The sequence below is a fragment of the Enterobacter ludwigii genome, from assembly GCA_023023105.1.
Classification (GTDB): Bacteria; Pseudomonadota; Gammaproteobacteria; order Enterobacterales; family Enterobacteriaceae; genus Enterobacter; species Enterobacter adelaidei.
Map to the genome: position 1 here is coordinate 2950470 of CP083824.1, position 20159 is coordinate 2970628.

At 47.1% G+C, this 20159-nt stretch carries 21 protein-coding genes and 1 other annotated feature; of the genes, 10 read left to right on the plus strand and 11 right to left on the minus strand.

The genetic code is table 11. From position 1 onward, the window contains the following. Positions 1–9: 9 nt before the first annotated feature. The gene (locus LCD46_14355) at positions 10–939 is read right to left on the minus strand and encodes a LysR family transcriptional regulator (GenBank protein UOY69263.1); all 930 of its coding nucleotides are present in this window, start codon (positions 937–939) and stop codon (positions 10–12) included. 41 nt (positions 940–980) lie between these two features. Continuing rightward, positions 981–1805, minus strand: coding sequence for an SDR family oxidoreductase (locus LCD46_14360; protein UOY69264.1), 825 nt, complete (start codon positions 1803–1805; stop codon positions 981–983). Positions 1806–1980: 175 nt separating this feature from the next. Between LCD46_14360 and hisL the strand changes: the two genes are divergently transcribed. The 9 genes from hisL to hisIE all read left to right on the plus strand — a co-directional run bounded on the left by hisL (position 1981) and on the right by hisIE (position 9197). Next, positions 1981–2031, plus strand: coding sequence for a his operon leader peptide (gene hisL, locus LCD46_14365; protein UOY72970.1), 51 nt, complete (start codon positions 1981–1983; stop codon positions 2029–2031). Then, positions 2007–2130 (plus strand) — a sequence feature (His leader region). Its footprint overlaps the gene before it by 25 nt. 45 nt (positions 2131–2175) lie before the next feature. After that, a complete protein-coding gene (gene hisG, locus LCD46_14370; protein ID UOY69265.1) occupies positions 2176–3075 on the plus strand; it encodes an ATP phosphoribosyltransferase in 900 nt (299 codons plus the stop codon). Positions 3076–3080: 5 nt separating this feature from the next. Then, positions 3081–4385, plus strand: a complete 1305-nt coding sequence (gene hisD / locus LCD46_14375) for a histidinol dehydrogenase (protein ID UOY69266.1) — start codon at positions 3081–3083, stop codon at positions 4383–4385. Next, positions 4382–5443 (plus strand): histidinol-phosphate transaminase, encoded by a 1062-nt coding sequence (gene hisC / locus LCD46_14380; GenBank protein ID UOY69267.1) that lies wholly within the window; start codon positions 4382–4384, stop codon positions 5441–5443. Before hisD ends, hisC begins: the two co-directional genes overlap by 4 nt. Continuing rightward, the gene (gene hisB / locus LCD46_14385) at positions 5440–6507 is read left to right on the plus strand and encodes a bifunctional histidinol-phosphatase/imidazoleglycerol-phosphate dehydratase HisB (GenBank protein UOY69268.1); all 1068 of its coding nucleotides are present in this window, start codon (positions 5440–5442) and stop codon (positions 6505–6507) included. The genes hisC and hisB overlap by 4 nt, the downstream gene beginning before the upstream one ends. Continuing rightward, a complete protein-coding gene (hisH, locus tag LCD46_14390) occupies positions 6507–7097 on the plus strand; it encodes an imidazole glycerol phosphate synthase subunit HisH (GenBank protein UOY69269.1) in 591 nt (196 codons plus the stop codon). Before hisB ends, hisH begins: the two co-directional genes overlap by 1 nt. Further along, a complete protein-coding gene (gene hisA / locus LCD46_14395; protein UOY69270.1) occupies positions 7097–7834 on the plus strand; it encodes a 1-(5-phosphoribosyl)-5-[(5-phosphoribosylamino)methylideneamino]imidazole-4-carboxamide isomerase in 738 nt (245 codons plus the stop codon). Before hisH ends, hisA begins: the two co-directional genes overlap by 1 nt. Next, entirely contained in the window at positions 7816–8592 is a 777-nt protein-coding gene (hisF, locus tag LCD46_14400; GenBank protein UOY69271.1) for an imidazole glycerol phosphate synthase subunit HisF, read from the plus strand. Before hisA ends, hisF begins: the two co-directional genes overlap by 19 nt. Next, positions 8586–9197 carry a bifunctional phosphoribosyl-AMP cyclohydrolase/phosphoribosyl-ATP diphosphatase HisIE gene (gene hisIE / locus LCD46_14405; GenBank protein UOY69272.1) on the plus strand — a complete coding sequence of 204 codons (612 nt, stop codon included), beginning with the start codon at positions 8586–8588 and terminating at the stop codon, positions 9195–9197. The genes hisF and hisIE overlap by 7 nt, the downstream gene beginning before the upstream one ends. Positions 9198–9235: 38 nt before the next feature. Here the strand turns inward: hisIE and wzzB are convergent, their stop codons facing one another. Beyond that, positions 9236–10216, minus strand: a complete 981-nt coding sequence (wzzB, locus tag LCD46_14410) for an LPS O-antigen chain length determinant protein WzzB (protein UOY69273.1) — start codon at positions 10214–10216, stop codon at positions 9236–9238. 193 nt (positions 10217–10409) lie between these two features. On the opposite strand from wzzB, the gene LCD46_14415 reads away from it, so the two are divergent. After that, positions 10410–11414, plus strand: coding sequence for an NAD-dependent epimerase (locus LCD46_14415; GenBank protein UOY69274.1), 1005 nt, complete (start codon positions 10410–10412; stop codon positions 11412–11414). A 53-nt stretch (positions 11415–11467) separates the two neighbouring features. On the opposite strand, the gene ugd is transcribed toward LCD46_14415, so the two are convergent. The 8 genes from ugd to LCD46_14455 all read right to left on the minus strand — a co-directional run bounded on the left by ugd (position 11468) and on the right by LCD46_14455 (position 20159). Next, entirely contained in the window at positions 11468–12634 is a 1167-nt protein-coding gene (gene ugd / locus LCD46_14420; GenBank protein ID UOY69275.1) for a UDP-glucose 6-dehydrogenase, read from the minus strand. A gap of 225 nt (positions 12635–12859) precedes the next feature. After that, a complete protein-coding gene (gene gndA, locus LCD46_14425; protein UOY69276.1) occupies positions 12860–14266 on the minus strand; it encodes an NADP-dependent phosphogluconate dehydrogenase in 1407 nt (468 codons plus the stop codon). A 178-nt stretch (positions 14267–14444) separates the two neighbouring features. After that, the gene (locus LCD46_14430) at positions 14445–15272 is read right to left on the minus strand and encodes a glycosyltransferase (protein UOY69277.1); all 828 of its coding nucleotides are present in this window, start codon (positions 15270–15272) and stop codon (positions 14445–14447) included. Continuing rightward, on the minus strand, positions 15265–16053 hold the full coding sequence (locus tag LCD46_14435) for a hypothetical protein (protein ID UOY69278.1): 789 nt from the start codon (positions 16051–16053) through the stop codon (positions 15265–15267). The genes LCD46_14430 and LCD46_14435 overlap by 8 nt, the downstream gene beginning before the upstream one ends. Before the next feature lie 2 nt (positions 16054–16055). After that, positions 16056–16724, minus strand: coding sequence for a haloacid dehalogenase-like hydrolase (locus LCD46_14440; protein ID UOY69279.1), 669 nt, complete (start codon positions 16722–16724; stop codon positions 16056–16058). Next, positions 16724–17602, minus strand: coding sequence for a glycosyltransferase (locus tag LCD46_14445; protein UOY69280.1), 879 nt, complete (start codon positions 17600–17602; stop codon positions 16724–16726). Before LCD46_14445 ends, LCD46_14440 begins: the two co-directional genes overlap by 1 nt. Beyond that, on the minus strand, positions 17586–18902 hold the full coding sequence (locus LCD46_14450) for an oligosaccharide repeat unit polymerase (GenBank protein UOY69281.1): 1317 nt from the start codon (positions 18900–18902) through the stop codon (positions 17586–17588). Before LCD46_14450 ends, LCD46_14445 begins: the two co-directional genes overlap by 17 nt. After that, a complete protein-coding gene (locus LCD46_14455; GenBank protein UOY69282.1) occupies positions 18903–20159 on the minus strand; it encodes an O-antigen translocase in 1257 nt (418 codons plus the stop codon).

The following is a 20159-nucleotide window of genomic DNA, read 5'->3' on the forward strand; positions in this document are numbered from 1 at the left end:
TTCTTTTTGCTAACTGGCTGATTTCTCGACGCTGGCCTGAGAGTAAACGGCAGCGATAGCACTATTTGCTAAAATTTCGTCTCGCCACCAGCTGCTTGCCAGTCCAGAGGTTTGTTCATTCCAGCCCACCCACGCTGATTCATTACTGCTTTGAGCAAGCACCTGTTTTTCAACCAGCGCCCCGCTATCAATAAACCGCTGCGCAAGATAACGAGGCAAATAGCCGCAACCCAGACCACTGATTTGCAATTCCAGCTTGGTTTTAAAATCAAAAACGGTAATGGCTTCCTGCTCATCAAGTAATTGCGAGGAAACCGCACACTCTGGCCGTGAACTGTCCCCCACCACAATCGCACGGTAGCCTTTAATAATCCGGCGATTAATAGGCTCCGGCTCCTGAGCAAGCGGATGATGCGGCGCAACGGCAAAAACCTGCTCCAGCACGCCCAGACGGGCAAAACCAAAATCACTCAACTGGGGAGGTTCATGGAGTGCACCGACGAAAATATCCGCCCTTCCCTGGATTAACGCATCCCAGGAACCGCCCAGCACACCGTTTATAAAGATAAGCCGGGTCACGCTGTGGTGTTGATAAAATGCCTCAATCAGCGGCGTCAGAAGCGAAAACGGAAAGGTATCATCGACTCCTATAACCAGCTCATTTTCCCATCCCTGATGAAGCTTGACGGCCTGCTTTTCCAGTTCGCGAACGGTATGGAGGACTTCACGTCCTTTTTCCAGCAGCATCTGCCCGGTACGGGTAAAACGCGCGCGGTGCCCGGAGCGATCGAGGATCTGAATATTGAGATCGCTTTCCAGTTTTTGAACGGTGTAGCTCAGCGCCGAAGGGGTTTTGTAGAGCTTTGCTGAGGCGGCTGCAAAGCTCCCTTCTTTTTCCAGTGCATCCAGAATAATAAGAACATCAAGCAGCGGTTTCATGCTCGCCCCCTTCTGGTGTGCGATCGTCTCCGCTGCGAGACTTATTCCATGGGCATCACCAGCGGATCGGGATACTGATACTCAAATCCCAGCTCATGGCAAATGCGATTGCCATCAACAATTTTGCCTTTGCTTTCATCCTTTGTCTCACCAAAAATCGGCGGAGCCAGGCCCAACTGACGTGCCATTAGCGGGTAAAACGTACTACGCGTCGGATGAGAAGGCGCACATATATTATAGATGTGTCCACCTTTTGGAGCCTGTAAGAGTAGCTCAATTGCGCCAATAACATCGTCAAGATGCACAAGATTGACAACATGTTGCCCGTCTGGCGCTGACTTCCCGGCAAAAAAACGTCCCGGATGACGCCCTGGCCCCACCAGACCCGCCAGACGGACGATATCAACCTGCGTGCCGGGTAGATTATGCAGCCAGTCTTCCAGCTCTTTCAGTACCTGGCCGCTCACGGTAACAGGATTGCGCCCGGAGCTCTCTTTCACCACACCTTCGACATCGCCATAGACTGACGTCGAGCTGGTAAAAATAATGCGCGGAACATGGTGTGCCAGCGCGCTGTCGACAATCTCCTGCATCGCCTGCAGATAAAACGACTCGCCCGGACCACTGCGCCGCGCGGGTAGCGTAATTACCAGCGCATCGACGTTCATCAACGTGTCCAGATCGTCAGCATCACACACCAGCTCGGGTTCCAGACGCAGTTCGACACCATCAATACCGCACATACGCGCTGCTTCTACCCCATCCGCCGTGGTTTTGCTCCCGGTCACTTGCCAGCCTTTCGCGGCTAATGACATCGCCAGCGGCATTCCCAGCCATCCTAAACCGACAATCGCGACCTTTTTCATGCGAATTCTCCTGACTCGTACTCGTCTTTCATAAGGCTACGCCAGCCCGGCAGAACACACAATTCATAGCATCAATATGAAATGAATTAATGATCAAAAAAAGCCCTTGCAATATGTTGCACAACTGGTTTAGGTTAAAAGACATCAAATGAATAAGCATTCATCGAGAATTTATATGACACGCGTTCAATTTAAACACCACCATCATCACCATCATCCTGACTAGTCTTTCAGGCGATGTGTGCTGGAAGACGTTTGGATCTTCCAGTGGTGCATGAACGCATGAAAAAGCCCCCGGAAGATCTTCTTCCGGGGGCTTTTTTTTGGACCAAATTCAGACAGGTTAAAACAGGTTAACGAGGAATAAAGAATGTTAGATAACTCACGTTTACGCATAGCTATTCAAAAATCAGGTCGTTTGAGTGACGATTCACGCGAACTGCTGGCCCGCTGCGGGATCAAAATTAACCTGCACACCCAGCGCCTGATTGCTCTGGCTGAAAACATGCCCATCGACATTCTGCGCGTGCGTGATGACGATATCCCAGGCCTGGTGATGGATGGCGTCGTTGACCTTGGCATCATCGGTGAAAACGTGCTGGAAGAAGAACTCCTGACCCGCCGTGCACAGGGCGAAGACCCGCGTTACTTCACCCTGCGTCGCCTGGATTTCGGCGGCTGCCGCCTGTCGCTGGCAACGCCGGTCGATGAAGCCTGGGATGGCCCGGCTGCACTGAACGGCAAACGTATCGCCACCTCCTACCCTCACCTGTTAAAGCGTTACCTGGACCAGAAAGGCGTGCAGTTTAAATCCTGTCTGCTGAACGGCTCTGTTGAAGTCGCCCCGCGTGCAGGTCTGGCGGACGCCATCTGTGACCTCGTCTCAACTGGCGCGACGCTGGAAGCGAACGGCCTGCGCGAAGTGGAAGTTATCTATCGCTCAAAAGCCTGTCTGATTCAGCGTGACGGCGACATGGCCGATGCCAAGCAGCAGTTGATCGACAAGCTCCTGACCCGTATTCAGGGCGTGATCCAGGCGCGTGAATCCAAATACATCATGATGCACGCGCCAACCGAGCGTCTGGATGAAGTGATTGCTCTGTTACCAGGCGCCGAGCGCCCAACTATTCTGCCACTGGCGGGCGATCAGCAGCGCGTGGCGATGCATATGGTCAGTAGCGAAACCCTGTTCTGGGAAACCATGGAAAAACTGAAGGCGCTGGGGGCAAGCTCTATCCTGGTGCTGCCAATTGAGAAGATGATGGAGTAACGGCCATGGGTTTTAACACAATCATCGACTGGAATAATTGTAGCGACGCGCAACAGCGCGAGCTGCTGATGCGCCCGGCGATTTCCGCCTCAGAAAGTATCTCTCGTACCGTGGCAGAGATCCTCAATAACGTCAAAGCTCGTGGCGATGACGCGCTGCGTGAATACAGTGCCAAATTCGACAAGACTGAAGTGGATGCGCTGAAGGTTACCGAACAGGAAATTATTGATGCCAGTAATCGTCTGGGTGATGACATCAAGCAGGCGATGGCCGTCGCGGTGAAAAACATCGAGACCTTCCACACCGCGCAAAAGCTGCAAATTGTGGATGTTGAAACCCTGCCTGGCGTGCGTTGCCAGCAGGTGACCCGCCCGGTAGCGTCCGTTGGGCTGTATATCCCTGGCGGTTCGGCTCCACTGTTCTCCACCGTATTGATGCTGGCTACCCCGGCGCGTATCGCGGGTTGTCAGAAAGTGGTGCTCTGCTCTCCGCCACCGATTGCCGATGAGATCCTCTACGCAGCAAAGCTGTGCGGCGTACAGGCGGTCTATAAAGTGGGTGGCGCACAGGCGATTTCTGCCCTCGCGTTTGGCACCGAATCCATTCCAAAGGTCGACAAAATTTTTGGCCCGGGCAACGCCTTCGTCACCGAAGCCAAGCGCCAGGTCAGCCAGCGTCTGGACGGTGCGGCAATTGACATGCCTGCCGGTCCGTCTGAAGTGTTGGTCATTGCCGACAGCGGTGCCACGCCGGACTTCGTCGCGTCCGACCTGCTTTCTCAGGCGGAACACGGCCCTGACTCGCAGGTCATTCTGTTGACGCCGGATGCCGATATGGCAACGCGCGTCGGCGAAGCCGTCGAGCGCCAGCTTGCTGACCTGCCCCGCGCCGAAACGGCACGTCAGGCGTTAGCCGCCAGCCGTCTGATTGTGGCGCGCGATCTGGCGCAGTGCATTGCCATCTCTAACCAGTACGGCCCGGAGCACCTGATTATTCAGACCCGAAATGCACGCGACCTGGTCGACAGCATCACCAGCGCAGGTTCGGTTTTCCTGGGTGACTGGTCACCTGAATCCGCTGGCGATTACGCGTCCGGCACCAACCACGTTCTGCCGACGTATGGTTATACCTCAACCTGTTCAAGCCTCGGCCTGGCGGATTTCCAGAAACGCATGACCGTGCAGGAACTGTCCCGTGAAGGATTTGCCTCGCTGGCATCCACCATTGAAACGCTGGCAGCCGCGGAACGCCTGACCGCCCACAAAAATGCCGTTACGCTGCGCGTTGCAGCCCTGAAGGAGCAAGCATGAACATTGAAGAATTAGCCCGTGAAAATGTCCGTCAACTGACTCCGTATCAGTCTGCACGTCGTTTAGGTGGTAAAGGTGATGTCTGGCTGAACGCTAACGAATTCCCGACAGCGGTCCAGTTTGAGCTGTCTCAGCAAACCCTGAACCGCTATCCGGAGTGTCAGCCAAAGGCCGTTATCGAAAACTACGCGCAGTATGCGGGAGTGAAGCCGGAGCAGGTGCTGGTCAGCCGTGGAGCAGACGAAGGTATTGAACTGCTGATCCGCGCCTTCTGCGAACCGGGCAAAGATGCGGTGATGTACTGCCAGCCTACCTACGGCATGTATAGCGTCAGCGCGGAAACCTTCGGAGTGGCGTGTCGCAACGTCCTCTCGCTGGAGAACTGGCAGCTGGACCTGCAGGGCATTGCCGATAATCTCGATGGTGTAAAGGTGGTGTTTGTCTGCAGCCCAAACAACCCGACCGGGCAGATTATCAACCCGCAGGATATCCGTACCCTGCTGGAGATGACGCGCGGCAAAGCCCTGGTGGTCGCTGACGAAGCCTACATCGAGTTCTGCCCGCAGGCGACGCTGACAGGCTGGCTGGAAGAATATCCGCACCTGGTCGTGCTGCGTACGTTGTCGAAAGCCTTCGCCCTCGCCGGTCTACGTTGTGGATTCACGCTGGCCAATAAAGAGGTCATCGACCTGCTGTTGAAAGTGATCGCCCCGTACCCGCTCTCCACGCCGGTTGCCGATATTGCAGCACAGGCGCTGACCCCACAGGGGATCAACGCGATGCGCGATCGTGTGGCGCAAATCCTGGAGGAACGTCAGTATCTGGTGACCGCCCTGAAGGATATCCCGTGCGTGGAGCAGGTGTTCGATTCGGAAACCAACTACATCCTGGTGCGTTTCACTGCATCCAGTGCCGTATTTAAATCTTTGTGGGATCAGGGCATTATCTTACGAGACCAGAATAAACAACCTTCCCTGAGCGGGTGCCTGCGCATTACCGTAGGCACCCGCGCAGAGAGCCAGCGCGTGATTGACGCCCTGAAAGCGGAGAAAGTATGACCCAGAAGATCCTTTTTATCGATCGTGACGGCACCCTTATTTCGGAGCCACCAGCCGATTTTCAGGTCGATCGTTTCGACAAGCTGGCTTTTGAACCGGACGTGATCCCCGTACTGCTTAAGCTGCAAAACGCCGGGTATAAGCTGGTGATGATCACTAATCAGGACGGTCTGGGTACCGACAGCTTCCCGCAGGCGGACTTTGACGGCCCGCATAATCTGATGATGCAGGTGCTGACCTCTCAGGGCGTGGTCTTTGATGAAGTGCTGATTTGCCCACACATGCCGGCCGATGAGTGCGACTGCCGTAAACCGAAAGTAAAACTGGTGGAGCGCTATCTGACGGAAGATGTGCTGGATAAAACCAACAGCTATGTCATCGGCGATCGCATCACCGATATTACGCTGGCGGAAAACATGGGTATTGCGGGGCTGCGCTACGATCGTAACGGTCTGAACTGGGCGAAAATTGGTGAGCAGCTAACCAAACGTGACCGCTATTCCCACGTTGAACGTAACACCAAAGAGACGCAGATTGACGTGAAGGTCTGGCTGGATCGCGAAGGTGGCAGCAAGATCCACACCGGTGTCGGTTTCTTCGACCATATGCTGGATCAGATTGCCACCCACGGCGGTTTCCGCATGGAAATTACCGTAAAAGGCGACCTTTACATTGACGATCACCACACCGTGGAAGATACCGGCCTGGCGCTGGGTGAAGCCCTGAAGCTGGCGCTCGGCGATAAACGCGGCATCAACCGTTTTGGCTTTGTCCTGCCGATGGACGAGTGCCTGGCGCGCTGCGCTATGGATATCTCCGGACGTCCGCACCTGGAATATAAAGCCGATTTCAACTACCAGCGCGTGGGCGATCTCAGCACTGAAATGGTTGAGCACTTCTTCCGTTCATTGTCCTACACCATGGGCCTGACGTTGCACCTTAAGACCAAGGGCAAAAACGACCACCACCGCGTGGAGAGTCTGTTCAAAGCTTTTGGCCGTACCCTTCGCCAGGCGATCCGCGTGGAAGGTGACGCCCTGCCTTCATCGAAAGGAGTGCTGTAATGAATGTGGTGATTCTGGATACCGGATGCGCCAACCTGAACTCCGTAAAATCGGCGATTGCGCGCCACGGCTATGAGCCGGTGGTGAGCCGTGACCCGGACGTGGTGCTGCGCGCCGACAAACTCTTTTTACCGGGCGTGGGAACCGCGCAGGCCGCGATGGATCAGATTCGCGAACGCGAGTTGGTCGACCTGATCAAAGCCTGTACCCAGCCGGTGCTGGGCATTTGCCTGGGTATGCAGATCCTGGGCCGCCGCAGTGAAGAGAGCAACGGCGTCGACCTGCTGGGCATTATTGAAGAAGACGTGCCGAAAATGACCGACCACGGCCTGCCTCTGCCGCATATGGGCTGGAACCGCGTGTACGCCAAAGCGGGCGACAGGCTGTTTCGCGGCATTGAAGACGGCGCATATTTTTACTTCGTGCACAGCTACGCCATGCCGGTAAATCCGTACACCATCGCTCAGTGCAATTATGGTGAAGCGTTTACCGCAGCGGTGCAGAAAGATAACTTCTTCGGCGTGCAGTTTCACCCGGAACGCTCTGGCGCCGCAGGCGCGCAGCTGCTGAAAAACTTCCTGGAGATGTGATGATTATTCCCGCTTTAGATTTAATTGACGGCACGGTTGTTCGTCTTCATCAGGGCGATTACGGGCAGCAGCGTGACTACGGGGACGACCCGCTGCCACGTCTGCAGGATTACGCGGCGCAGGGTGCAGAAGTGCTGCACCTGGTGGATCTCACGGGCGCGAAAGACCCGGCGAAACGCCAGATCCCGCTACTCAAAAAGCTGGTCGCTGGCGTGAATGTCCCCGTCCAGGTAGGTGGTGGCGTGCGCACTGAAGAGGACGTTGCGGCTCTGCTTGAAGCAGGTGTGGCGCGCGTTGTCGTTGGCTCTACCGCCGTAAAAGACCCCGAAATGGTCAAAGGCTGGTTCCGCCGTTTCGGCGCGGATGCGCTGGTACTGGCGCTGGACGTGCGTATTGATGAACAGGGTAATAAACAGGTTGCGGTCAGCGGCTGGCAGGAAAACTCCGGCGTGACGCTGGAAGAGCTGGTTGTTATTTATCAACCCGTTGGCCTGAAGCACGTGCTGTGCACCGATATCTCTCGCGATGGCACGCTGGCCGGCTCTAACGTCTCGCTGTATGACGAGGTCTGTGCACGTTTTCCGCAGGTGGCTTTCCAGTCTTCGGGTGGAATTGGCGATCTGAAAGATATCGCCGCACTGCGCGGAACGGGCGTGCAGGGCGTGATCGTTGGACGCGCCCTGCTGGAAGGAAAATTTACTGTGACGGAGGCGATTCAATGCTGGCAAAACGGATAATCCCTTGCCTGGACGTACGCGACGGCCAGGTGGTGAAAGGCGTGCAGTTCCGCAACCACGAGATCATTGGCGATATCGTCCCGCTGGCAAAACGCTATGCTGATGAAGGGGCTGACGAGCTGGTGTTTTACGATATCACCGCCTCCAGCGATGGCCGAGTGGTCGATAAAAGCTGGGTAGCGCGCGTAGCAGAAGTGATTGATATTCCATTCTGCGTAGCGGGTGGGATTAAATCAGCTGAAGACGCGGCCAAAATTCTCTCGTTTGGTGCCGACAAGATTTCCATCAACTCCCCTGCCCTGGCAGACCCGGAGCTGATTACTCGCCTGGCCGATCGCTTTGGCGTGCAGTGCATTGTCGTTGGGATCGACACCTGGTATGACGACGCAACGGGCAAATATCACGTTAATCAGTATACCGGCGATGAAAGTCGAACCCGTGTGACCCAATGGGAAACCCTCGACTGGGTGCAGGAAGTGCAGAAGCGTGGCGCGGGCGAGATTGTCCTCAACATGATGAACCAGGACGGCGTGCGTAACGGCTATGACCTCGAACAGCTGAAAAAAGTGCGTGCGGTTTGCCACGTCCCGCTGATCGCCTCCGGCGGCGCGGGCACCATGGAACACTTCCTGGAAGCCTTCCGCGACGCGAACGTCGACGGCGCGCTGGCCGCGTCCGTGTTCCACAAACAGATTATTAATATTGGTGAGTTAAAAACGTTCCTGGCCGGCCAGGGCGTGGAGATCAGGGTATGTTAACAGAGCAACAACAGGCACAGCTGGACTGGGAAAAAACGGGCGGACTACTGCCCGTGGTGGTTCAGCATGCCGTTTCGGGCGAAGTACTTATGCTGGGGTATATGAACCAGGACGCGCTGGCTAAAACGCTCGACAGCGGCAAAGTCACGTTTTTCTCGCGCACCAAACAGCGTCTGTGGACCAAAGGGGAAACCTCAGGTCATTTCCTGAACGTGGTCAGCATTACGCCCGACTGCGATAACGATACCCTGCTGGTACTGGCAAACCCAATCGGACCAACCTGCCATAAGGGCACCAGCAGCTGCTTCGGTGAGGCGAGCCACCAGTGGCTGTTCCTGTATCAACTGGAGCAGCTGCTGGCTGAACGTAAAACAGCGGATCCTGAGAGCTCCTATACCGCGAAGCTGTACGCAAGCGGGACTAAGCGTATCGCACAAAAAGTCGGTGAAGAAGGCGTTGAAACGGCTCTGGCCGCGACCGTGCATGACCGTGAGGAACTGACCAATGAAGCGTCTGATTTGATGTATCACCTGCTGGTGCTGCTGCAGGATCAGGAGCTGGACTTGACGGCGGTGATTGAGAATCTTCGTAAGCGGCACAAATAAAAAAACCGGGGAATTTCCCCGGTTTTTTTATCAATGCATCAGGCTTTTGGTTTGTAATTGCGCAATGCGTTGCGCCCCAGCACGACTCCGGAACCAATCATTCCACCCAGCAGCACGGCAAGAACCAGAATCACGGTTTTTTTCGGGCTGTCACGGCGAACAGGAAGGTCAGGCTTCATGACATAACGGTAGACGTGGATAGTGTCCGGGTTTACGTTCAGCTTCTCGATATCCAGCAAGTTTCGCTTGGTCAGATAGTAAGCTGCTGAGAATACCAACGGGCGAGAAGCTTCGTTATCAATCATCGATTTCAGCCCCTCGCTTCCCAAGAGAAACATCGTTTCCTGCGTCACGTCCTGGGTTTGCTGAATCTGCGGCGAGGTGATTTTTGCTGCTTCAGCATTCTTCAGCGCCTCAGTAATCTGTTTGATGCGCAGATCTTTCTGCTCCTGAGCGACTTTTTCCTGGTTTTCCAGAGAATCGTTCAGGGTTTTAATCTGCTCTTTGATATTGTCCTTGAGGTCAACGGCGAGCTCTTTTGCCGTTTGCTCATCAACCTGCTGTATGTACTGAGCCAGTTGTTTTTGAGCAGCTTCAGCGGATGTACTGGTATAGGAAACACTTAACGGGAGTGGCTGTCCAGTCACAGTCGGTGTTATCGTCAGTTTTTCAGGTTCCTCCTGGTTCTCAAGCGCCTGAGATAATGCCGAGAATGAGGAGCTAAAGCGACCGATAGCGCGCGTTTGGTTGTCCAGCATCGAGGGAGCTGCACTACCATAGAGAATGTTCAATGCGTTTGAGTAGGTCGCTATCTGAGCCGCATCAGGTTGCGCAATAATCGCACTTGAAGTCCACTTTTCCTTCGCGACGAAGAGATATCCAATAGCCAGGGCGATAAAAACAATAACAAATATTGCTATCGTCGACTTGCCACGCCACAGTTGAAGCACTAAATCAAGTAAATCAATTTGCTCAGGGTCATTGCTTTGGCTGACCTGGCGATTGTCGTTTTGCGTCATACAATCCCTAACAGATTAAAAAGGGCAAACATAATTATGTTTGCATAGTGTATCTATTGCTGGGGATTTTTCTATAAGAATCCGATGAGTGATATCAGAAAGATGAGTTATGTAACTTACACCCTTCGCGCTATCATAGACGTCATGTGATGCGCTATGGCATCTGTAAGAATATGGGTTTATGAGGGAAGCTATGAAATTTTTGGTAACGGGTGCAGCGGGTTTTATCGGTGCTAATGTCAGTAAACGCCTCCTCGAGGCCGGTTATCAGGTTGTCGGTATTGATAATCTGAATGATTACTATGATGTCAACCTGAAGCTGGCGCGCCTGGAACTGTTAAAATCTGAGAGCTTCAGCTTTCACAAGCTGGAGTTGGCCGACCGGGAAGGCATGGCAGCGCTTTTCGCCAGCGAGAAGTTTGATCGCGTGATTCATCTGGCCGCACAGGCAGGCGTACGCTACTCCCTGGAAAACCCACATGTGTATGCGGATGCTAATCTTATTGGTCATCTCAACGTGCTGGAAGGCTGCCGCCATAACAAGGTTCAGCATCTGCTTTATGCCTCCTCCAGTTCTGTATATGGACTGAACCGTAAGATGCCATTCTCCACTGAGGATTCAGTGGATCACCCAGTTTCACTTTATGCCGCGACCAAAAAAGCCAATGAATTGATGTCGCATACCTATTCGCATCTCTACAACCTGCCAACAACTGGACTGCGTTTCTTTACCGTGTATGGTCCGTGGGGGCGCCCGGACATGGCGCTGTTTAAGTTTACGAAGGCGATGATTGAAGGCAAAAGTATTGATGTCTATAACTACGGAAAGATGAAGCGTGACTTCACTTACATCGATGATATCTCTGAAGCCATTCTTCGCCTGCAGGACGTTATTCCTCAGCCGGACACAAACTGGACCGTTGAGACAGGCTCTCCGGCATCCAGTTCAGCACCATACCGTGTTTATAACATCGGTAACAGCGCGCCTGTTGAACTGATGGACTACATCACCGCTCTGGAAGAAGCACTCGGAAAGAAAGCAGAGAAAAACATGATGCCGCTGCAGCCGGGAGATGTACTGGAAACCAGTGCCGATACCCAGCCACTTTATGACGCGATAGGATTTAAACCGCAAACCTCCGTTAAAGATGGGGTGAAGAACTTCGTCGACTGGTACCGCGATTTCTACAAAGTCTGAAAATAAAAAAACCCGGCAAATCAGCCGGGTTTTTTACGAAATAAAACAGAGAATCAGTCGCTACCGAACAAATCGCGGGTATACACTTTATCCGCCACGTCAGCCAGTTCTTCCGCCATGCGGTTAGAGATGATGACATCCGCTTCTTTCTTGAAGGCATCCAGATCGCGAATCACGCGGGAATTGAAGAACTGATCTTCCTGCATGGCCGGTTCATAAATAACAACCTCAACCCCTTTCGCCTTGATGCGCTTCATGATCCCCTGGATTGAAGAGGCGCGGAAGTTATCGGAGCCACTCTTCATGATCAAACGGTATACACCGACGACTTTCGGCTGGCGCGCCAGAATGGAATCAGAGATGAAATCTTTACGGGTACGGTTAGCATCAACAATCGCCGAAATCAGGTTGTTTGGTACCGCCTGATAGTTTGCCAGCAGCTGTTTGGTGTCTTTAGGCAGACAGTAACCGCCGTAGCCAAATGACGGGTTGTTGTAGTGGTTGCCGATGCGCGGGTCAAGACATACCCCTTCAATAATCTGACGGGTATTCAGTCCAAGACTCTCTGCATAGCTGTCGAGTTCATTGAAATAAGCCACTCGCATTGCCAGATAAGTGTTCGCGAAGAGTTTAATCGCCTCAGCTTCGGTGGAATCAGTAAACAGCACCTGAATATCTTTCTTCAGTGCCCCTTCCTGCAGCAGTGCAGCAAAACGTTCAGCGCGCTCAGAACGTTCGCCAATGACGATACGCGAAGGATGGAGGTTATCGTAAAGCGCTCTGCCCTCACGCAGAAATTCCGGCGAGAAGAAGATATTATCAATACCAAACTTCTCTTTGATGGATTTGGTGAAGCCGACAGGGATAGTTGACTTGATAACCATCACCGCACGGGGGTTGATCGCGATAACATCTTTGATCACTGCCTCTACGGTTGAGGTGTTGAAGTAGTTAGTTTTTGGATCGTAGTCAGTAGGCGTCGCAATGATGACGTAATCCGCATCGCGGTATGCATCTTCTTTATCTGTCGTGGCGCGGAAATTCAGCGGTTTATGGCTGAGATAGTCCTGGATCTCTTTGTCGACAATCGGCGATTGCTTCTGATTGAGCATATCCACTTTGGCCTGCACGATATCCAGCGCAACCACTTCATGATTCTGAGCAATCAAAATGCCGTTAGAAAGACCGACATAGCCTGTTCCGGAGATTGTTATTTTCATTCGCTAATGACTTCTGTGAGTTAACTGTACTGATGGCCGCCAGACCATCGCGATAAACATAACTGTTGGGCTTTGTACCTCCTGGCAAACAGCACTGTCAAGGCAAACCAGGAGTAATCGCGACGAGTGGGATGAGATTCAGACTACTTCGAGTAACACGCGGCATTTTTTGCATAAAAAACCCGGAGACAGGCCCCGGGTTGAAATTACAGTGAGTTAGCTAACTCATTCCATCCATTCGGTATGGAACACACCTTCTTTATCGGTGCGTTTATAAGTATGCGCACCGAAGTAGTCGCGCTGTGCCTGAATCAGGTTAGCAGGCAGAACCGCAGCACGGTAGCTGTCGTAGTAGGCTACTGCAGCAGAGAAGGTCGGAACCGGGATACCGTTCTGGACAGCGTAGGCAACCACGTCACGCAGCGCCTGCTGGTATTCGTCTGCAATTTTCTTGAAGTACGGTGCCAGCAGCAGGTTAGCAATACCGGCGTTTTCTGCATACGCATCGGTGATTTTCTGCAGGAACTGCGCACGAATGATGCAACCCGCGCGGAAGATCTTCGCGATTTCACCGTAGTTCAGATCCCAGTTGTTCTCGTCTGACGCAGCACGTAGCTGAGAGAATCCCTGCGCGTAAGAAACGATTTTACCCAGGTACAGTGCGCGACGCACTTTCTCAACAAATTCAGCTTTATCCCCAGCAGGTTTGGCCTGAGGGCCAGACAGCACTTTGGATGCCGCAACGCGCTGCTCTTTCAGAGAAGAGATGTAACGCGCGAAGACAGATTCGGTGATCAGAGACAGTGGCTCGCCCAAGTCCAGAGAGCTCTGGCTGGTCCATTTGCCGGTGCCTTTGTTCGCAGCTTCATCCAGAATCACATCAACCAGGTATTTACCCTCTTCATCTTTTTTAGTGAAGATATCTTTGGTGATGTCGATCAGATAGCTGTTCAGCTCGCCTTTGTTCCACTCGGTGAAGGTTTCCGCGAGTTCTTCATTGGAGAGATTCAGACCACCTTTCAGCAGGGAATACGCTTCAGCAATCAGCTGCATATCGCCGTATTCGATGCCGTTGTGCACCATTTTCACATAGTGACCTGCACCGTCCGCACCGATATAGGTTACGCAAGGCTCACCATCTTCAGCCACGGCTGCGATTTTGGTCAGGATAGGTGCAACCAGTTCGTATGCATCTTTCTGGCCGCCAGGCATGATAGATGGGCCTTTCAAAGCGCCCTCTTCACCACCGGAAACACCGGTACCGATGAAGTTGAAGCCTTCAGCAGACAGCTCACGGTTACGACGGATGGTGTCCTGGAAGAAGGTATTACCGCCATCAATGATGATGTCGCCTTTTTCGAGGTAAGGTTTCAGGGAGTCGATAGCTGCATCGGTACCTGCGCCCGCTTTTACCATTAACAGGATACGACGAGGCGTTTCCAGAGACTCAACAAACTCTTTCACCGTATAGAAAGGAACCAGTTTCTTGCCAGGGTTCTCGGCAATGACTTCTTCGGTCTTATCACGGGAGCGGTTGAAAACGGAGACGGTATAACCACGGCTTTCGATGTTGAGCGCCAGGTTGCGCCCCATGACTGCCATACCGACGACGCCGATCTGTTGCTTGGACATTACATACTCCTGTCAGGTGTGGTCACCACGGCTTGTGCGCGGCTTTAATGTGCTGTTGATGTTAACTCAATATCGTTTAGCTTGGTAGCGGCGTCATTTGAGATAACTACAAAATACTGCTAAACAGCAAGTTTAGTTCATATACCCAGAGATATTCTACGGATAATAACTGAAATGTTTAATTGCGAGTCCTTGAAATATTATAAAGCATTGAGAGCATTGTTACAGGGAGTAAGCGAGGAATAGAACGTATCAAGAAAATGCAAAGCCCGGAAAAGAAAGAATGCAATCCAAGATTTTTCTTAAGTATAAAAAGCTCCCACTCGCTTTTAATATATTTAACCCCCTTTCTTCTCCCTACCATCCCATTGCCAACACGAGCTTTAACGAGTGAGCAATCGATATTCCCAACTTTATATCCTTTAGCAATAACTCTGAGCCAAAGATTATAATCTTCCATAAGGAAATGATGTTGATAACCACCAAGTGATAAAATTTCTTTTTTTCTAAAAACCACAGTCATATGATTGAAAGGATTTTTTATTTTACAACACTCACGAATCTCAGCCTCTGACAAAGGAACTTTCCTGACTGATTTAACTTTATTCTCACATACTTCAAACTCATCAATTCCCGATCCTAGCAATATAAGGTCATTATCACTAAAAAAGAGAGGTATTTGTTTTTGAAAACGTTCAGGGAGGCAAATGTCATCTGAATCCATTCGGGCAACAATATCATATGAACAATGTGCAAGACCTTTGTTTAAAGCATTACCTAACCCGACGTTAACCGGTAACCTTACTATGTTGATATTCATTTTCTCAGACCATTTGAATACAACATTTTCTAATCCTGCATTAAGTGGACCATCAAAAACACAAACAATTTCTGTTGGAGACAATAATTGATTGGCAAGACTTGCAAAACATGTGTCAAGAAAGACTGGTTCTTCTTTATGGTATAAAGACATTAATACACTAAATGATTTTGAACTATCATTCATTAAGATTTACCTGCGCAGACAAGAACCTAAAGGTCATATAGTAAAATGCATAGATCGAAAACACATAAAATATATAACCACCAAAAATGTAGCAACAAGAAAGCCCAATAATAAGCAAAATGAAGTAATAGAGGTATCGACCGCTTTTTTTATTGGTGAGGAAAAAATCGTTAAAAAAATCAAAATCAAATCTTCTCTCGGTACATCTCTCAAGAGTATTAATCAGCGGGAATAATAAAATCATAAAAAGAAAGATAAAGACTTCACTCATTCCTGTAAATAACAATACTGGTGAGCAATATCTTAAAGTAACCAATATAAAATGCAATGGTATATTTAATCTACTTCTAACTGTGTTATATAATGCATATGTTGGAATTATTGCCCAACTGACCAGCAAAAAAATCCATGAACCATCATTGAAGGATAATGCAAAGGTTATTAATAACGCAACTAAAAAGCGGAAGCAATAAATATTTTTTTTATTATTTTCATAATATTGCAATTGCAGATAATCAAGCCTTAATGTTGGTGAAATCTCTTTTTTTATTGTTTCAGCATCATTGTATATATATCCAATCTCATACAAATTATAGACTAACAAGATAGCCAAGAGCGACTTAAATAAATTAATATATCTAAATTCTGGGTATACAAACAAAAAAGATAAAGAAACAGGGATTAAATAAATTATAATCCATGAAAAAAATCTTGTGATTGTTCGAAATCTAGTTTGCTTAGAATACCAGAATGGAAGATAAAAGATATTATAGCCTTTCACAATCACTCACTTTTAATTAAGTTAATAAGCCGATCATAGTTGATAAGTTTAATATTATTATCAATAAATGCCTTTTCATTCTTCAAGTTCGGAACACCAAAACCATAACTACATATTTTCAATATTTTAATATCTTGAATATTATCACTGATAAAACAGTAAGCATTATTGTTTTGCTCTACATCATCAAAAATTTTATTCTTATTAAAAAGGAGATCAAGGGTGATACGTCCTTGACAGTTTCCGTCTTTATATGCAAGTTTACTACTGTAGCAATTAATAGCATAATGCGATGCTACAACCTCAACAATGAAATCTAAGGAAGCAGAAATAATTGTTACCGGAATATGCTTACTTTTAGCACATTGCATAACATCAACAAGTTCCTTATTCTCTATAAAAATACCATTGGCTAGCATCCATTTCACATGTTCTCTAAGAAAATCAATGCTGTATCCATTTAAAAAACGGATCGCAATTCTTCGATTTAGATCTATTTTGGCTGAAAACAGCAATTTAAATATGACTCTCATTATAAATGAGGTGCTGAGTTTTCTGTAAAACCAATAGCGTTTATTTGGGTGATGGCTAAAGAAGGAATCCAGGAACATGAACGTTGTGTTGCCTTTGATTAAGGTATCACACAAATCAACGTAAACATGCTTAAACATTACTTTCTCCAATCAAAAAGTAGCCTGGCCAGGCCGATATATAAATATTTAGACTTAATACTTAATATAACTTTAGGTAGAAGTCTTAACGCATCTTTCTTGGAAGTCGAACCAAAATTAGAGAAATGTTCAAGGTGGATAAAATGAAGTGCTCTTTCATAAAAGGCTTCATCCTTATAATCCTTTAGAATTTTTATTTTCTCTAGCATCATCATTTTATAACGAGTATGAGTGTTATTATCATGAACTCGATACATTGTCAGGAGGTAAGGAATAGTAATAAACTTATAACCTGCATTGAGGAGTTTAAAATATAGCCAGATATCTTCAATCCTGATATCTTTTGGGAAGGTTATTGAGTTATGTTTAAAAACATCTACTCTATACAATTGTGTTGGAGAGTATAAACATATTCTATCTGTCAGTATATCGTTGAGTGTCCACCACTTAAAATCGACCATAGGTAGCAAACCACGTTTGTTGATTGAGCCATCACTATTGATTCTTATCATATTACCAAAGCAAGCAATGGCCTCAGGTTCTTTTCTTAATGCATTAACTTGTAATTCAATTCGATTCGATACCATAATGTCATCACTAGCAAAGAAACTTACAAACTCTCCACTAGCATGTTTTAAGCCTTCGTTAATCCCACCTGTAATCCCCGTATTACTTTCAAGAAAAATTGTTTTTACGTTACCGACGTTCTTGTATTCTTTTAATATCTCAGGTGTTGTATCCGAAGAGTTATTATCGACGATAATAAGCTCAATATCTTTATAAGTCTGACATAATATACTTTCGATTGCACTTTTTATAAACTGGTCATGATTATAAGATATTATAATGATAGAGACCCTATCACTCTGGTACTGCATGTTTTCTTCTCCCGTCGAGAATTGACAATAGCAAATAAATAATAAAAACTAAAATCAGCTGCGTATTAAACAGCATTGCATTAAAACTACTGAGAACGGTTGTTACGGACACAATGTAAAAACTATAAAAACTCATTGTTAATAAAGTTTTTTCTCTTGCTCTAAAATAGATGCATAACAAACTATTTACTATTCCACCGTACATACTTCCAAGAACAATTCCCATGTAACCGAAATTAGAGAAAGTCTCATGTGCAAAAAATCCATTTACATTCCAACCACCATTCGCCACCATACTTGGCAAATATTGGTTCATGAATATCTCTGATGCCCTGGCTGTTGGAGTGACATTAAGTATTTTGTTAAAAATAGTATCCATGCTGGATAACCCCAGCGAACTATGGGAAGAAAAATAATCTGCCGCATAAAACACCGCTGCCTCTTGAGCTATAAATAACCTCTCGATAAGAATATAAAGGAGGTAATCAGAATTATCAAATTGGAAAAGAACAATATACATTAGCAATATCAAGAAAAATATTAATACTGAGGAAAGTACATAAACCTTTTTACTAATTTTTCTTACCGATGAATATGAAACTAAAAGCCCCAAGAAATAAAAAACCAGAGGTGCTTTTTCCCCATTAATAGCCAATGTTAATATTGAAATGAAAGTGATAAAGACAAAAAGAAGAAAATGTTTTTTAAATCTTAGATATGCAATAAAACAATAATACGAAAGAATTATAGGTATAACACCTGCTAGTGTTTTGAAATATCCAATTCCAGAATAATTTTTTGTCACTTCCAGCCTTCGTATAGCAATTTGATCCGCAGAAGCCCCTTGGAATGCCATAAACAATGGTGCTGGATAAATTGATATTATGTAATACACAACTAATGCACAAGATAATATAAAGAGTGTTAGTGTTACCTTGCGACTGCTCATAATCATAGGACTGGAGTAATAATTTTCCCAGCGAATCATTCCCGAACGCTGCCCTGAACATAATGAACACAAAACTTCAACAACAAAAGCAGAAAGAAAGAATATAAAGAAAGAAATAGTAGTAATAAATAAACCAAGGTTTTTTGCCTCAGCATTATTTGCAATTGGCTCTATAAAAAATGAATCATCCATGAAGCCAGAATGTATTATAAATGATCCAATAATGCAGAATAGCAGCATCGACCAGTAAAGAACACAATAATAGTTGAGCCTTTTAAAACGAAATACACCCAAGTAGTACCCAGGAATAAAACTCAGTATTATTATAAGGAAATTTAGAGTAAACTCCATCTAGGATGCCTTTTTATATATGGACTGATAGAAGAAAAATGATGTGAATATCAGATATATAAAGTACGTTGCAGCATATGCCAAAGAAAGATAATGCCAGGACATAAAATAAACAATTATGGTTGTTGACACTGCAAGGACAACCGCTGATAAGATTTCACATGCTATAAAGACCTTCCATTTTTCTTTCGTTAATAGTGCAAAAGAGAAAATCCAACTAAAAACTTTGAAAAAATCTCCAACCATCTGCCAGCCAAATAGCGGTGACATGTTAACAAATGAAGGAGTAAAGAGTATATTTATAATATAAAACTTTAAATAAAAAACACAAAAGCATCCAATAGCTGTAACCGGCACTAGCAACTTAGATATATTGATTAGCTCATACTTATATTTCCTTTTCTCATGTGTTTCAGATAGTTTTGGCAAATAATAAAGGGTTAATGTAGTCGTTGCTAACATAATATTTATTGCGCTTATTCGGTTAATGGCTTCCCAATAACCGGATATCTCCCAAGAAATATTAGTACCTATAAAATTCCTAAGAAACATCTGAGTTAAAGGGACGGCTAAAGATGAGAACAAAGCCATAAAAGCAAATCGACTAAGACCTTTGACAACAGATTTGTTTAAATTCCCCGCCAAAAAACGAACTTTGAACCATTTTTGTTTAATAAAATATGAGAAGGTTATTATAAAATTTAATGATTGATTTATTGTTAATGCTATCAAGGCTCCTTTCAGGCCCATGCTAAATGCAAAAAGGCCAGTCACCACTAACACTAATATACTACTGGATATATTAAGTAATACATACGCTTTTATTGCCTTCATCCCATTTAGAATAGCCATCAAATAACTATTCAACATCATAAACACAAATGAGGTAGCAAGCCAATATGAAAGATTATTATCTATTTTGTCATTAAAAAAAATAACATTTATATCTTTAAAAAAGATCAAAATAATGATTGACACAAACAAGCTAGAAACAATACTGACTGTTCCCGCTGTTTTCCAAACATCTATTAATTCTTTTTCCTCACTTACATTTTGAGCTGTATATTTTGTAATGCCATTTGCAATTGAGCCCGCGGAAAATGTAGCGAGTGTTTGAACAAAACTCTGATACTGACCTATTATGGCATAACCACCAGGACCGACATAAATAGCTAGGACTTTATTAAGCCCTAGCATAGTCAGCATTTTAATTATTACAGAAATACCATTATAAAAACTGACTTTAATTAAATTCAT